Raw genomic sequence first — 15,526 nt, 5'->3', positions numbered from 1 at the left:
TTACGCTGCGCGCTTCTGTTGTTGATATCCCTTGAGGACTTCGTCGCGCAGCACGTCCCAGATCTGCTGGTGCAGTTCGACGAAGCGGGGATGCATGCGGATTTCGGCGACATCACGCGGGCGCGGCAGGTCGATCCTGAATTCGCCGATGGGGTGGGTGCCAGGGCCTGCGGCCAGCACGATCACGCGATCGGACATGGCGATGGCTTCGTCGAGGTCGTGGGTGATGAAGAGCACGGCCTTCTTCTTGGCGTTCCACAGGTCCAGCACCTCGTTTTCCATCAGCTGGCGGGTCTGGATATCGAGGGCCGAGAAGGGTTCATCCATGAGGATGATGTCGGGGTCCAGGATCAGGGTCTGCGCCAGGGCCACACGCTTGCGCATGCCGCCGGAGAGCTGGTGCGGGTAACGGTCGCCGAAGCCTTGCAGACCCACGCGGGCCAGCCATTGCTCGCCCAGTTCGGCAGCCGCCTTCTCGTCCTGGCCGCGATACTGCAGGCCGGCGATCACGTTCTGCAGCGCGCTGCGCCAGGGCATCAGCGCCTCGGCCTGGAACATGTAGCCGGCGCGGCGATTGATGCCGGTGAGCTCTTCGCCGAATACCTTGACGCTGCCCGAGGAGGGTTGCAGCAGGCCGGCACCGACGTTGAGCAGGGTGGACTTGCCACAGCCGGTGGGGCCGACCACGGAGACGAATTCGCCCGGTGCGATGGACAGGTCGGTATTGGCCACGGCGGTGTAGCGCTGGGAACGATCGTCCTTGGAGACGAAGGTGCAGGTGATGTTGTCGAACTGGAGGGCTGGCGTCATGGCGTCTGGGCTTCAGGGATTCAGGACTTCACTGCATTACGGGCCGGCACGGCCGCGCTGGATGAGACACAGGCAAGCGCCCCGTTCAGATGCGCAAATGCCCGTTGCCGGGCATTTGCTGTGCATTCGCATCGGGTGGGAGCCTTGCTTCTTACTTGTACTTGGCGTTGGCCTTCTGCACGAAGGAATTGGTGAAGGTCTTGGAGAGGTCGATCTGCTTGTCGGCCAGCGAGGGCTCGAAGGCCTTCAGCGTACGCAGGGCGGTATCCGGACCACCTGGCGGGAAGTAGCCATCCGGCGAAATGGCCTGGCGCACCTTCATGAAGGCATCGATGTAGAGCGAACGGTCGCCCAGCAGGTAGCTCTCCGGCACGGCCTTGATGATGTCCGAGGGGCCAGCCTTCTGGATCCACTTCAGCGCGCGCACCATGGCGTTGGTCAGGGCTTGCGTGGTGTTGGGATACTTCTGGACGAAGGCCGCCGGGGCGTACAGGGTGGCGGCCGGCATCGGGCCACCGAAGACGTCGTTGGTGTCCTTCAGGGTGCGGGTGTCGGCGATGGTCTTGATCTCGTTGTGCTGCTCCAGCATGGAGATCACCGGGTCCAGGTTGGCGATGGCATCGATCTGGCCGGAGCGGATGGCCGAGATCGCACCGGCCGAGGCACCCACGCCGATGAAGGAGACGTCGGTGGGCTTCAGGCCGGCCTTGGCCAGCACATAGCTGGCCATGATGCTGGTGGATGAACCGGGTGCGGTCACGCCGATCTTCTTGCCCTTGAGGTCGGCCACGCTCTTGTAGTTGGGCATGGTCTTGTTGTTGGCGGCCAGCACGATCTGCGGCGCACGGCCTTGCAGCACGAAGGCGACGATGGCCTGGCCCTTGGCCTGCATGTTGATGGTGTGCTCGTAGGCGCCCGAGACCACGTCGGCGCTGCCGCCCACCATCGCCTGCAAGGCCTTGGCACCGCCGGCGAAGTCGGAAATCTCGACCTGCAGGCCTTCATCCTTGAAATAACCGAGCTGTTCGGCCACCGTCAGCGGGAGGTAATAGAACAGGTTCTTGCCACCGACGGCGATGGACACCTTGGGCTTTTCCAGTGCCTGTGCACCGGCACTGCCGTTGAAGGAAAAGTAGCCGGCCAGGAACAGGCCCGCGGCGATCAGCAATTGCTTCCAGCTCAATTTCATTATGTCTCCTCCGTGTGTGGATGGGGGTGCTGCGTTTTTGCTGCTTTATTGTCTGCAGCCAGTGCAGTGTTGGTCCGCAATCCCGTGCAGATTGCGCTACCGTTGCGTGCCGCTCAGACCACGCCGTGGTCGCGCAGCATCTTGATGTGGGCCTCATCATACCCCAGCGATTGCAGGATTTCATCGCTGTGGGCGCCCAGCTCGGGACCGAGCCACTTGGTCTGGCCGGGTGTCTCGGACATCTTGGGCGTGATGCCGGGCAGCTTGACCGGCGTGCCGTCGGCAAACTGGTGCTGCTCGAACATGTCACGCGCCAGGAACTGGGCGTCGCTCATCATGTCCTTGACCGAGTAGATCTTGCCGACCGGGACGTCGACCCCCTGCAGCGTGGTCAGGGCATTGTCGATGCTCTGCGTGCTGCACCACTGCTGGATGGCCGCGTCGATCTCGGCGGTACGCGGGACGCGCCCGTCGTTGCGTGCCAGACCGGGGTCGCTGGCCATGTCGACGCGACCGATGGCACTCATCAGGCGCTTGAAGATGGCGTCGCCATTGCCGGCGATGACGATGTTCATGCCGTCGCCCGTGGTGTAAGTGTTGGAGGGCACGATGCCGGGCAGCGCACCTCCGGTGCGCTCGCGGATCACGCCGGCAAAGTCGAACTCGGGGACCATCGATTCCATCATGTTGAAGACGGCCTCATACAAGGCCACATCCACCATCTGCCCCTGGCCGGCGACGCAGTCGTCACCCTGCTTGCCGTTCCAGCGGCCGCCTGTGACGTCGCGGTGGCGCAGCGCCATCATGGCGCCGATGACGCCGTGCAGGGCAGCGATGGAGTCGCCGATGGAGATGCCGATGCGCACCGGTGGACGATCCGGGTGGCCGGAGACGTAGCGGATACCGCCCATCGATTCGCCGATGGCGCCGAAGCCCGGCAGGTCGCGCAAGGGGCCGGTCTGGCCGTAGCCGGACAGGCGCACCATGATGGTGGCAGGGTTGATCTGCCTGAGGTCTTCATAGCCGAGCCTCCACTTTTCCAGCACGCCGGGACGGTAGTTCTCGATGATGACGTCGGCCTCCAGGGCGAGCTTGCGGGCGATTTCCTGAGCCCGCTCGTCCTTCATGTTGAGGGTGATGCTCTTCTTGTTGCGGGCCTGGACCGACCACCACAGCGAGGTGCCATCCTTGAGCACGCGCCATTGGCGCAGCGGGTCGCCGTTGCCGGGGGCTTCGACCTTGATCACGTCGGCGCCGAATTCGGCCAGCATGCGCGAGCAGAACGGGCCTGCAATCAGCGTCCCCAGTTCCAGTACCTTGATGCCGGCCAGCGGGCCGGGCTTGGATGTGCCTGTGCTCATCGTGCTTGCACCGGATGGCTGACGCGCTGCGGCGCGGCCGATCCGGTGATCTCCTCCTGATCGTGATGCCGGACCTGGCTCTTGTCGGGTAGTGGCCAGTGTCCTGAAATGCGTGGGTTGGTGTGCAGTCCGGTGCGCAGGGTTGCTGCGCTGTCGCCTGCGGCAGCCTCCGGGGGTAGCGGGCGGCTGGCAGTCGTCATTCTATTGCAGCATGGACTGGATGTCGCGCATTTTGACCTTCATCGTCGACCTCATGCCTGCAAGTTTTTCATCTGAAAACCTGCCCGGCCTCACGTCGTGCGGCGGTCCAGCATGGCGCGGGCGATGGTGCCGGCATCCACGTATTCCAGCTCGCCGCCGACCGGGACACCCCGTGCCAGGCGGCTGACCTTGAGGCCACGGGCCTTGAGGGTCTCGCTGATGTAGTGGGCGGTGGCTTCGCCTTCGTTGGTGAAGTTGGTGGCCAGCACCACCTCGGTGACCACGCCATCGGTGGCGCGGGTGATCAGCTTTTCGAGATGGATGTCACGCGGGCCGATGCCGTCCAGCGGCGAGAGGCGCCCCATGAGGACGAAATACAGGCCCTTGAAGGTCAGCGTCTGCTCGATCATGACCTGGTCGGAGGGCGACTCCACCACGCAGAGCTGGGTATGGTCGCGCTGGCTGTCCTGGCAGGTCTCGCAGATGACCTGCTCGGTGAAGGTGTTGCACAACGCGCAATGACGGATGGTATCGAGCGCCTGCGCCAGCGACTTGCTGAGCTCGGCAGCGGCGTCGCGATCATGCTGCAGCAGGTGGTAGGCCATGCGCTGCGCGGTCTTGGGCCCGATGCCGGGAAGCCGGCGCAGCGATTCGGTGAGGACGGTGAGACTGGAGGGCGTTTTCAATTGCGGTCTACGGAATAGCGGAAGGCTTCCAGCGCCTCGGCGGTCATCGAAGGCACGAATTCGATGATCTCGTATTCGGCCACGCCCCCGATGAAGAAGGGATCAGACTCCATGATGGCTTCGATCTCGGCACGATCGGCGCAATCGGCAATGATGATGCCGCCGGTGCGCGGAACCTTGCGGCCCGACATCAGGAACACGCCGTCGGCATATTGCTGGTTCAGGAATTTCTTGTGCGCGGTCAGCAGGGAGTCGATGTCGCCTGCCGGCTTGGTGTACGTGATCGAGACGATGAACATGGTGCATCCCCTAAACAATCGTGCATTCCGTCAACATCATGGATGTCTTGCTTTACCGCAGCGATCGTGGCGGCCCGGCATGCATGCGCGGGCCGCACCGACCTCAGAACGGCATCTTGAAGCCCGGGGGCATCGGCATGCCGGCAGTGACGCCGGACATCTTTTCCTGGGCGGTGGCTTCAGCCTTGCGCACGGCGTCGTTGAAGGCGGCGGCGACCAGGTCTTCCAGCATGTCCTTGTCGTCAGCCAGCAGCGACGGATCGATGGAGACACGCTTGACATCGTTCTTGCAGGTCATCACGACCTTCACCAGGCCGGCGCCGGACTGGCCTTCCACCTCGATGTTGGCCAGTTGTTCCTGGGCCTTCTTCATGTTGTCCTGCATGGCCTGTGCTTGCTTCATCAGACCTGCGAGTTGACCTTTCATCATGCTCATGCTCCTTGTTTCAATTTCACGGGATTCTATCGCGTTTGCGGAAGCGCCCGGCAATCCGGTCGGTCCTTCCGTTCCTGCTTCACAACGCCTGGATCGACCCCGGCACGATGGTGGCGCCGAATTCGCGCATCATGGTCATCACGAAGGGGTCGCTGGTCATCTTCTGTTCAGCCTTGCGCTGGCGCTCGGCGCGTTCGGCTTCGGCCACCGCGTTGGCCGTGTCGGCGACGGCGCCGAGTTCGGTTTCCACGCGGATTTCCTTGCCGAAGCGTTCTGACAGGGCGGCCACCAGTTTTTCCACGCTGCCCGAGGAACGCAGGGTGTCGAGGGGGATGCGCAGGTGGAAGCAGACATTGCCACCATTGAGCGCTTCGCAGCGCACCAGTTCACTCTGGAACGCCATCTGATGGGCCACACCGCGCAGTGCCAGGCTGGCGGCCAGGCTGGGCCAATGGCCGTCCCAGCCCAGTTCAGCGGCGATGCGGGCGGTTTCCTGTTGCTGTGCGGGTGTGGCGGCCAGACGCTGGGGTGCGGCGGGCGCGGCCGGTGCGACGGCGACAGCGGGCTCAGTTTTTTTTTCAGCCGCGAAGCCAGCGGGTGGCATCGTGTCGCCGCGTGCATCCTCTTCCCAGGGCGGAATGGCGTCGAAGGGCGGCGGTTCGGGCATGTCCGGCATGTCCGACGCCAGCGGCGCGGCGGCACGCGGAGCCGAAGCAGCCGGGGCGGCAGCGGTGGATACCACCTGCGCGGCGCCCCCAGCAGGCGCCGACGCTGGTGTCGGCGCAGGTGTTGGACGAGCAGCAGGAGCCTTGCCGTTCTTGCCGACGCGGGCTGCCATCAGCGCTGCCTCGCGGGCCGATGCCGGGGCTGCAGGGGCAGCACGCGTAGCAGGTGCGGCTGAAGCTGTTGCAGGTGCTGCGGATGCGCTTGCTGCGGGCGGTGCATTCAGTGCAGTCGGCACGGTCGGCGCTGGCGCTGCTGCCGGGGCCTGAACGCGGGCGACCGGGGCGCTGGTCACGGCCGCTTGCGGCGCCATCAGTGGGGCCGCCTGGCGCGGTGCAGCCGGGCGCGCTGCGGCTGGTGCTGCTGCGGCCGGTACCGGGCCGGAGGCAGTGGCGCTGACCGGACGGAAGGCCAGCATGCGCAAGAGCGTCATGCTGAAGCCGGCGTATTCGTCGGGGGCCAGGCCCAGTTCATTGCGGCCGTGCACGGCGATCTGGTAGAACAGCTGCACGTGCTCGGGACTGAACTGGGTCGCCAGGCGCAGGATATCTTCGCGGTTGGGCAGGTCCTCGGCCAGTGCGGCCGGTACGGCCTGCGCCAGCGCGATCTGGTGCAGCAGCGTCCCCAGGTCTTGCAGCGCGGCATTGTAGGACAGGCTGCGGGTCGCCATATCGTCGGCCACGCCCAGCAGCGCCGCGCCATCCTGCACGGCCAGGGCATCAAGGACGCGGATCAGGTAGGACTGGTCCAGCGCGCCCAGCATGCCCTGCACGGCTTCCAGGGTGACCCGGCCGGCGGCATAGGCGATGGCCTGGTCGGTCAGCGACAGCGCATCGCGCATGGAGCCCGACGCCCCTTGCGCCAGCAGGCGCAGCGCGGGGGGATCGAACGCGATGCCTTCCTGGTTCAGGATGTTGTCGAGATGGCTGATGATGTGGCCGGGCGGCATCTGCTTCAGGTTGAACTGCAGGCAGCGCGACAGCACGGTCACGGGAATCTTTTGCGGATCTGTAGTGGCGAGGATGAACTTGATGTGCTCGGGCGGCTCTTCCAGCGTCTTCAGCATGGCGTTGAAGGCGTGGTTGGTGAGCATGTGCACTTCATCGATCATGTAGACCTTGAAGCGGGCGTTGGACGGCGCGTAGATGGCCTGTTCCAGCAACTGCGCCATCTCGTCCACACCGCGGTTGGAGGCGGCGTCCATCTCGATGTAGTCGACGAAGCGGCCGGCATCGATGGCCACGCAGGCTTCGCACACGCCACAGGGAGCCGCGGTGATGCCGCCGTTGCCATCCGGGCCGACGCAATTGAGTGACTTGGCCAGGATGCGCGAGAGCGTGGTCTTGCCTACACCCCGGGTACCGGTGAACAGGTAGGCGTGGTGCAGCCGCTGCTGTTCCAGCGCGTGCGTCAACGCGCGCACGACGTGTTCCTGGCCTACCAGGGTGTCGAAGCTGCGGGGACGATATTTACGGGCGAGAACTTGATAGGACATGAGGTGGCTGCAGTCGGCTTTTTGGCTCAGGGGGGCATTTTAAGCTATTTCGCCGCCCGTATCGCCTTTGCCTGCATGCACTGCCGCCGCCAGCCCCCGCTGACTGGATCAGGGCGCGGCGCGGCGCGCCTTCTTGCGCTCGTACATGGCTGCATCGGCGTCGCGCTGCAGGGCAGCCAGGTCAGGGTGCCGCGCTGCATCGTACTGCACCGCACCGACGCAGTAGTCCAGTTGATACTGGCGCTGGCCGCTCTGGTTGAAGGCTTGCACCGCCTGCTGCAGATGCTGCAGGACGACGACCGAATCGTCCAGGGAAGTATTGGTCAGGAAAACCGCGAATTCATCACCGCCCAGGCGCCCGATGACATCGGATTCGCGCAGGTTGGCCATGAGCAGGCCGGCGAAATCGGTCAGGGCCTGATCGCCTTCGGAATGCCCGAAGCGGTCGTTTATCTGCTTGAAATGATTCAGGTCGAAGTTGAGCACGCAGGCGGCATGGCCGATGCGCCGGGCGTTGGCCAGGGCATGCCGGGCCAGCGCCTCGAAGCCGCGCCGGTTCGAGACCCCGGTAAGGTCGTCGATGGTGGCCAGTTTCACGGCAGCCAGTTCCTGTTCGACCATGGCAGCCAGGTCCTTGAGCAGGGATTGCTCATCGACATCGAAATTGCGGGGGACCGTATCGACCAGGCACAAGGTACCCAGGGTAAAGCCGCTTTCACTCTTGATGGGACATCCTGCGTAGAACCGGATGAAGGGTTCGCCGGTGACCTGGGGATTGGTGGCGAAACGCGCATCGAGCCGGGCGTCGGGAACGATGGTCAGGTCTTCGCTCAGGATGGCATGGGCGCAGAAGGAAACGTCACGCGAGGTCTCGGTGGCATCGCCCAGTCCTACGCAGGACTTGAACCATTGGCGATGGACATCGACCAGCGACACCACCGCCATCGGCACATCGAACAGACGCCGCGCCAGGCGGGTCAGGCGGTCGAAGCGCTCTTCCCTGGGCGTATCGAGGATGCGCAGCGAATGCAGGGCGTCGATGCGGGCAGCTTCATTGACGGGGAGCTCGGCAATTATCATGATTCATCAACGCAGATGGACGTGGTTGCCCAGGTTAACGGCAGGCTGCAGCTCACTTTAACCCCAAATTTTTCGAGAAACAAGATTTAGTTATGCACAAGAAGCGCGGACATCGCCCTCGCCCGCTTCCCATTGCCTGACATCGAACAGCAGGCCTCCCCTACCTCGGCCCACCGTCAAGCGCCAGATTCATCGACGCTGTCGTGCCACCCTGCGGATGCCCTTGCTACGAGGGCTTTCCTCAGATCAGCAACTTTTAGCCGTCACCTCTTGGCGGCCGCCGGCTCTTCAGCCATCTTGTCAGCCTTGGCGGCGGGCTCCTTGCCCTTGTTCTCAGCGCGTGGGGATTTGACAGCCTTACCCGAGCGGGCAGCCGCGTCGCCGGGCGCTCCGGACTTAGGCTGACCGTTCACCGTCAGGCCATTGGCAGACAGCTTCGCGGCGGCCTTGTCCTTGATGCCCTTGACCCTGGCCTGCAGGTCGCTCCAGTCCTTGAAGCTACCGCCCTTCTGGCGTTCATCCAGGATGCGCCTGGACATGGAGGGACCGATTCCGCGTACGCCGTCGAGGGCGGCCTGATCGGCCTTGTTGACGTCCACCTCGGCCAGGGCGAGACCGGTAGCGACGAAAAAGCTCAGTACGAACAACAGGGTTTTCTTCAACATGATGCGTCCTTTCGACTTTCTGGATTGAGGGAAAAAACAAAGGGCAGCGCATCCGGAAATGCGCTGCCCATCCTCAACGAAAGTCACAGCAGCCTGTTGACAGTAATCCAGCTAGAAAACCGCTCTCAAATCACCCTGCCAGCAATTCCTCGCGGGTCACGGTGGCGGTACCGAGCTTGCCGACCACAATGCCTCCGGCACGATTGGCCATGGTGACGGCATCCACCAGCGAAGCACCTGCGCCCAGCATCACGGCGAGAGTACCGATGACGGTATCGCCTGCGCCAGATACGTCGAACACTTCACGCGCCATGGTGGGGAAGTGAGTAACTTCGCCGTCGCGGTACAGGCTCATGCCTTCTTCCGAACGGGTCAGCAGCAAGGCTTCGAGGCCCAGTTCGGTACGCAGTTTCTGGGCACGTGCGGTGAGGTCTTCCTCGTTCTTCCACTGGCCGACGATGCGCACCATCTCCGACTTGTTGGGCGTGAGGATGGAGGCGCCGGCGTAACGCGTGAAATCATCGCCCTTGGGGTCGACCAGGATGCGCTTGCCCAGCTTCTTCGCGGTGGCGATCATCTCAGCGACGTTGACCAGCCCGCCCTTGGCGTAGTCGGAAAAGACGATGACGTCGTAATCGGCCACCAGCGAGTTGAACTGGGTCAGCTTGTCGCGCAATACGGTATCGGTAGGCGCCTCTTCGAAGTCGATGCGCACCAGCTGCTGCTGGCGCCCGATCACACGCAGCTTGACGATGGTGGCGATGCTGGGGTCGCGGTTCAGGTGGCTGTCGATGCCCATTTCGCGCAGCATGTTCTCCATCACGCGCGCCGGCTCGTCGTCGCCGGTGACGCCCAGCAGCGCCGTCCTGGCTCCCAGGCTGGCCGTATTGCGTGCCACGTTGGCGGCACCACCCAGGCGCTCCTCGCGGCGTTCCACGCGCACCACCGGAACCGGGGCTTCGGGAGAGATGCGATTGACTTCGCCGAACCAGTAGCGGTCCAGCATGACATCGCCCACGATGAGGATGCGGGCGGAATCCCAGGCGGAAGAGAGGTCCTTGTTCACGTTATTGTCCACGCGCTTGAAGAGTGCGGCCGATGCCGTAGTATTCGATGCCGCTGTCGGCCATGAGCTGCGGATCGAACAGGTTGCGGCCATCGAAGATGACCGGGGTCTTCAGTACCGCCTTGACGCGCTCGAAATCAGGACTGCGGAAAGCCTTCCATTCGGTGACGATGGCCAGGGCGTCGGCACCTTGCAAGGTGTCATTGGGCGACGCGGCGAAACGGATCTTCTGCAGCAACTGCGTATCGTCGGCAAAGTCCAGTTCCAGCACGCGGCCGGCTTCCTTCATGGCCACCGGATCGTAGACGGCCACGCTGGCGCCGCGTCGTACCAGTTCGCCGATCAGCACCCGCGACGACGCTTCGCGCATGTCGTCGGTATTGGGCTTGAAGGCCAGCCCCCAGATCGCGAAGTGCTTTCCAGCCAGGTCTTCGCCGAAGCGGGTGACGATCTTCTTGCCCAGCACGTGCTTCTGGCGATCGTTGACACGCTCGACGGCCTGCAGGATCAGCAGTTCCTGGTCGTAGTCGCGGGCGGTGCGCTCCAGCGCCTGCACATCCTTGGGGAAGCAGGAGCCGCCATAGCCGCAGCCGGCATACAGGAAACTGTGACCGATACGCGGATCGGAACCGATGCCGTGACGCACGGACTCGATGTCGGCGCCTACCCGATCGGCCAGGTTGGCCAGTTCGTTCATGAAGGAAATGCGCGTAGCCAGCATGGCGTTGGCGGCGTATTTGGTGAATTCGGCCGAGCGCACGTCCATCCAGTAGGTGCGCTCATGGTTGCGGTTGAAGGGCGCGTAGAGCTTCTTCATCAGCTTCTGCGCGCGCTGGCCATCGGCGCTCTGATCGTGACCGATCACGATGCGGTCAGGGCGCATGAAGTCTTCTACCGCTGCGCCTTCCTTGAGGAATTCCGGATTGGAGACCACCGAGAAGCTGGCATCGGTCGTGCCGCGCTGTGCCAGTTCCTCGGCGATGGCGGCCTTGACGCGGTCAGCCGTACCCACCGGCACGGTGGACTTGTCGACCACCACCTTGAAGCCTTCCATGTGACGGCCGATGTTGCGGGCGGCGGCCAGCACGTATTGCAGGTCGGCCGAGCCGTCTTCGTCGGGCGGGGTACCCACCGCGATGAACTGGATATCCCCGTGGGCCACGCTGGCGGCAACGTCGGTGGAAAACTGCAGGCGGCCGGCGGCACGGTTGCGCGCCACCACTTCTTCCAGGCCGGGTTCGTGGATGGGGATGCCGCCGTTGTTGAGAATGTCGACCTTGCGCTGGTCGAGGTCCAGGCAGAACACATCGTTGCCGAGTTCGGCCAGGCAGGCGCCGGTCACCAGGCCAACGTAGCCGGTGCCGATGATGGTGATTTTCATGGTAGATCCAGAGTGTCAGGTACGGCCATGCGGCCTTGATTCATCACGTTCAGTTCATCACGTTCAGTTCTTCGGTGCGGCGCGGCGGATAGGTCTCCCACTGGCTGCAGCCCGGGCATTGCCAATAGAACTGGCGGGCCTTGAAACCGCAGTGGCTGCACTGGTAGCGTGCCAGCTTCTGGGTATAGCCATGCACCAGGGTCTTGACTACCGCCAGCTCGGGACGCACGGTCTGGGGCGCACTCATCATGCGGGCTTCCAGGAACTTGTCCAGGCCCAGCAGCGTGGGCGTACGACGCAGTTCGTCGCTGACCAGGACGTTGGCGGCGTCGATGCCATCGGCGTCGAGGACGGCCTTGAAGACCACTTCCAGCAAGTCGATCGACGGCGCTTCGGCCAGGTAGGCGCGCAGCAGGTTGATACCCTCCTGCGGGCGGCCCACGGCGATATAGCCATCCATCAGGCGCTGCGCCACCAGGGCAGTATGCGGCACGCTCTGGTGCTCCACACGTCGCCAGGTTTCCAGCGCGCCCTCGATGTCGCCACGGGCGCGCAGCGCGTCGCCCATCAGCATGGTGGCGCGTACGCTCTTGCGGTCAGCGGCCAGGGCCTTGTCCAGCAGGGACATGGCGGCATCGGTATTGGTGCGCACCAGTTCGTCGGCAGCCAGTTCGCAATAGAACTGGGCGATCTCGCGCTGGCGGCCCCCGGCGCGGGTGGCCTGCAGGATCTCGGCCGCGGCGATGGCGCGGGTCCACTCCTTCTCGCGCTGGTAGATTTCCAGCAGGGCGCGACCGGCCTGGGCGCTGTAGGGGGTGTCGATGAGCTTGTTGAAGGTTTCCTCGGCGCGGTCCAGCAGGCCAGCCTTCAGATAATCCTGGCCCAGTTCATACAGGGCATGTCCGTGGTGCTCGGCCGGCAGGTCCGGGCGCGCCAGCAGGTTCTGGTGCACGCGGATGGCGCGTTCGGTCTCGCCGCGGCGGCGGAACAGGTTGCCCAGGGCAAAGTGCAGTTCTACCGTTTCCGGGTCCAGCTTGACGATTTCGATGAAGGCGTCGATGGCCTTGTCGGGTTGCTCGTTGAGCAGGAAGTTGAGGCCCTTGAAATAGCCGCGTGGCAGGGTACGCGATTCGGACAGCAACTGGTTGATGTCAACCCGCGCGGCAATCCATCCGAGTCCGAAGAAGACCGGGATGCCGAGCAACCACCAAAATTCAAATTCCATAAAGAGAGAGGGGCAATTAGAGGATGTGCTGCGCTGTTATCACGCTGTCTGGCTGTGGCGGCTGGGCCTGTGCCTGGACCAGGTCTTCCTGGGCCTTCTGTATCTGGGCCAGGGTCTTCTTGTAGCGCGAGGCTTCGCGACGATGGCGCAAGACCAGCGGCACCATGGCCAGCACGCCCAGTACCGCGCCGACCACGAAGAAGGCCAGCAGGACCAGGACCAGCGGGTCGCTGCGCTCATAGCCGAGGAAGAAGTGCATGGTCACTTCCTGGGTGTTGCGCAGGGCGAAGAAAAAGAAGAACACGAACAGGATGGCCGCGATCAATCGGGAGAGTATTTTCATGGCGTAATCCTTTCTGGCGGGTCAGTGTGCTGCCCGGAAGGCCGCCTGCGCACCTCGCGGCGGGGCGTGCCGGATCGCAATTATTGCGCTGGCCGGAAAAATCGGGCCTGTTTCGCTCGCTTTCCAGGTCAATCCAGGTCAAATGCGGATTGTACGTGAAAAAAAACGGCATCCAAAGATGCCGTTCATTTTGTTGATCTGCCTTTACACCCGCTCAGCGTGCGCTGGGCAGGTGCAAGGTATCAACGATTACTGCAGCCTGACATCGCCATCAATGAAGCTGGCGACAAGAACTGCCTGGTCACAGGCCAAGCCGGTTCAATCCTCGCGGATTGGCTGGCCGACCATCGCATCGACGCGTTCGCGCAATTCCTTGCCGGGCTTGAAGTGCGGCACCCGTTTTTCGGGAACCATCACCTTGTCGCCAGACTTGGGATTGCGGCCGATACGCGGCGGACGGCGGTTGAGCGCGAAGCTGCCAAAACCACGGATCTCGATACGCTGGCCGGTCGCGAGTGCGTCGACCATGGCATCGAGGATGGTCTTGACCGCGTAATCCGCATCCTTGGCGACAAGTTGCGGATAACGCTCAGCCAGACGGGCGATCAGCTCCGACTTCGTCATCGTGACCGGAAGATCAGTTCTTGTTGTCGAGCTTGGCCTTCAGCAGCGCGCCCAGGCTGGTGGTGCCCGAAGCAGCGTTGGAGTCAGCCGACATCTTCTGCATGGCTTCCTGGGTCTCGGCGTTGTCCTTGGCCTTGATCGACAGCTGGATGCTGCGAGCCTTGCGGTCGATGTTGATGACCAGGGCTTCGACGGAATCGCCAACCTTCAGGTGGGTACCGGCATCTTCCACGCGGTCGCGGGAGATTTCGGATGCACGCAGGTAGCCTTCGACTTCGTCGTTCAGCTGGATCACAGCACCCTTGGGCTCAACCGACTTGACGGTACCGGTCACCAACGCACCCTTGTCGTTCAGGGCGGCGAAGTTGTTGAACGGGTCGCCTTCCAGTTGCTTCACGCCCAGGGAGACGCGCTCGCGTTCCACGTCGATGGCCAGAACAACGGCTTCCAGCTCGTCGCCCTTCTTGAACTTGCGCACGGCTTCTTCGCCAGCTTCGGTCCAGGACAGGTCGGACAGGTGCACCAGACCGTCGATGTTGCCCGGCAGGCCGATGAACACGCCGAAGTCGGTGATCGACTTGATGGAACCCTTGACCTTGTCGCCCTTCTTGTGGCTCATGGCGAAGTCGTCCCACGGGTTCGGCTTGCACTGCTTCATGCCCAGGGAGATACGACGACGCTCTTCGTCGATTTCCAGAACCATGACTTCGACTTCGTCGCCCAGCTGGACAACCTTGTTCGGGGCCACGTTCTTGTTGGTCCAGTCCATTTCGGAGACGTGCACCAGGCCTTCGATGCCTTGTTCGACTTCCACGAATGCACCGTAGTCGGTCAGGTTGGTGACCTTGCCGAACAGGCGGGTGCCTTGCGGGTAGCGACGCGACAGACCGGTCCACGGATCGTCGCCCAGTTGCTTCACGCCCAGGGAGACGCGGTTCTTCTCTTGATCGTACTTGAGGACCTTGGCGGTGATCTCTTGGCCAACCGACAGCACTTCCGACGGGTGACGCACGCGACGCCATGCCAGGTCGGTGATGTGCAGCAGGCCGTCGATGCCACCCAGGTCAACGAACGCACCGTAGTCGGTGATGTTCTTGACGATACCGGTGACGACGGTGCCTTCCTTCAGGGTTTCCATCAGCTTGGCGCGCTCTTCGCCCATGGAGGCTTCGATCACGGCACGGCGCGACAGAACGACGTTGTTGCGCTTGCGATCCAGCTTGATGACCTTGAATTCCAGGGTCTTGCCTTCGAACGGGGTGGTGTCCTTGACCGGACGGGTGTCGACCAGCGAACCCGGCAGGAAGGCACGGATGCCGTTGGTCAGAACGGTCAGGCCGCCCTTGACCTTGCCATTGACGGTACCGGTGACGATCTCGCCGGACTCCATCGCCTTTTCCAGCGAGAGCCACGATGCCAGACGCTTGGCCTTGTCGCGCGACAGGATGGTGTCGCCGAAGCCGTTTTCCAGCGATTCGATCGCAACGGAGATGAAGTCGCCGACGTTGACTTCGACTTCGCCGTTGTCGTTCTTGAATTCTTCAACAGGGATGAATGCTTCCGACTTCAGGCCGGCGTTGACGATCACGAAGTTGTGATCCAGGCGCACGACTTCTGCCGAGATGACTTCACCCGAACGCATGTCCTGACGCGACAGCGATTCTTCAAACAGAGCAGCAAATTCGCTGGAGGTATCAACACCTGCAGCGATAACGGTAGTGGTAGACATAAAAGAAAGTAAGAAAGATTGGCCGGTATCCGTACGATGCAATCGTCCCGACTTGCACTGCCGCCTGCGTTGCCGCCGACGGCATGGATACTGGGTTAGGTTTATCAACACCCGTCAGACTTTGCATCTGCCGGGCACCAATGGCACTACGGGTACAACAAGGACTTGCCCATGATGGCAGCGAAAGGCGCTTTTTCAAGCAGATTCAGGCGC

General features: G+C 63.1%; 15 protein-coding genes. All 15 read right to left on the bottom strand.

The genetic code is table 11. The features are described 5' to 3' along the window. Entirely contained in the window at positions 1-810 is an 810-nt protein-coding gene (locus tag ACEOAC_RS05785; protein ID WP_006465020.1) for an ABC transporter ATP-binding protein, read from the bottom strand. Between the two features lie 151 nt (positions 811-961). Then, positions 962-1,999 carry an ABC transporter substrate-binding protein gene (locus tag ACEOAC_RS05780; RefSeq protein ID WP_006465019.1) on the bottom strand — a complete coding sequence of 346 codons (1,038 nt, stop codon included), beginning with the start codon at positions 1,997-1,999 and terminating at the stop codon, positions 962-964. Positions 2,000-2,112: 113 nt separating this feature from the next. Further along, on the bottom strand, positions 2,113-3,360 hold the full coding sequence (locus ACEOAC_RS05775; RefSeq protein WP_413444577.1) for a CaiB/BaiF CoA transferase family protein: 1,248 nt from the start codon (positions 3,358-3,360) through the stop codon (positions 2,113-2,115). A 290-nt stretch (positions 3,361-3,650) separates the two neighbouring features. Further along, complete coding sequence (gene recR, locus ACEOAC_RS05770) at positions 3,651-4,247, bottom strand: recombination mediator RecR (protein WP_006465016.1); 597 nt, start codon at positions 4,245-4,247, stop codon at positions 3,651-3,653. Further along, a complete protein-coding gene (locus tag ACEOAC_RS05765) occupies positions 4,244-4,546 on the bottom strand; it encodes a YciI family protein (protein WP_006465015.1) in 303 nt (100 codons plus the stop codon). The genes recR and ACEOAC_RS05765 overlap by 4 nt, the downstream gene beginning before the upstream one ends. Before the next feature lie 103 nt (positions 4,547-4,649). Further along, positions 4,650-4,976: a YbaB/EbfC family nucleoid-associated protein gene (locus tag ACEOAC_RS05760; protein WP_006465014.1), complete on the bottom strand. Its 327-nt coding sequence runs from the start codon at positions 4,974-4,976 to the stop codon at positions 4,650-4,652. An 85-nt stretch (positions 4,977-5,061) separates the two neighbouring features. Beyond that, entirely contained in the window at positions 5,062-7,200 is a 2,139-nt protein-coding gene (locus ACEOAC_RS05755; RefSeq protein WP_413628733.1) for a DNA polymerase III subunit gamma/tau, read from the bottom strand. Positions 7,201-7,308: 108 nt separating this feature from the next. Next, positions 7,309-8,280 carry a sensor domain-containing diguanylate cyclase gene (locus ACEOAC_RS05750; RefSeq protein WP_241812173.1) on the bottom strand — a complete coding sequence of 324 codons (972 nt, stop codon included), beginning with the start codon at positions 8,278-8,280 and terminating at the stop codon, positions 7,309-7,311. 263 nt (positions 8,281-8,543) lie between these two features. Next, on the bottom strand, positions 8,544-8,945 hold the full coding sequence (locus ACEOAC_RS05745; protein ID WP_413445247.1) for a ComEA family DNA-binding protein: 402 nt from the start codon (positions 8,943-8,945) through the stop codon (positions 8,544-8,546). Positions 8,946-9,075: 130 nt separating this feature from the next. Beyond that, positions 9,076-10,011: a D-glycero-beta-D-manno-heptose-7-phosphate kinase gene (gene rfaE1 / locus ACEOAC_RS05740; protein ID WP_342222434.1), complete on the bottom strand. Its 936-nt coding sequence runs from the start codon at positions 10,009-10,011 to the stop codon at positions 9,076-9,078. A 1-nt stretch (position 10,012) separates the two neighbouring features. Continuing rightward, the gene (locus ACEOAC_RS05735; protein WP_413445246.1) at positions 10,013-11,392 is read right to left on the bottom strand and encodes a UDP-glucose dehydrogenase family protein; all 1,380 of its coding nucleotides are present in this window, start codon (positions 11,390-11,392) and stop codon (positions 10,013-10,015) included. 49 nt (positions 11,393-11,441) lie between these two features. Beyond that, on the bottom strand, positions 11,442-12,617 hold the full coding sequence (gene lapB, locus ACEOAC_RS05730; protein WP_413628732.1) for a lipopolysaccharide assembly protein LapB: 1,176 nt from the start codon (positions 12,615-12,617) through the stop codon (positions 11,442-11,444). Positions 12,618-12,633: 16 nt separating this feature from the next. After that, positions 12,634-12,960: a lipopolysaccharide assembly LapA domain-containing protein gene (locus ACEOAC_RS05725; RefSeq protein ID WP_039874393.1), complete on the bottom strand. Its 327-nt coding sequence runs from the start codon at positions 12,958-12,960 to the stop codon at positions 12,634-12,636. Positions 12,961-13,278: 318 nt separating this feature from the next. Further along, on the bottom strand, positions 13,279-13,584 hold the full coding sequence (locus ACEOAC_RS05720) for an integration host factor subunit beta (RefSeq protein WP_006462119.1): 306 nt from the start codon (positions 13,582-13,584) through the stop codon (positions 13,279-13,281). Positions 13,585-13,597: 13 nt separating this feature from the next. Then, positions 13,598-15,313, bottom strand: a complete 1,716-nt coding sequence (rpsA, locus tag ACEOAC_RS05715) for a 30S ribosomal protein S1 (protein ID WP_077235498.1) — start codon at positions 15,311-15,313, stop codon at positions 13,598-13,600. Positions 15,314-15,526 lie beyond the last annotated feature (213 nt).

It is taken from the genome of Herbaspirillum frisingense, from assembly GCF_047325095.1.
Classification (GTDB): domain Bacteria; phylum Pseudomonadota; class Gammaproteobacteria; order Burkholderiales; family Burkholderiaceae_D; genus Herbaspirillum; species Herbaspirillum frisingense.
Note: the sequence above shows the minus strand (reverse complement) of the source record. Positions and strands in the feature narration are given on the sequence as shown.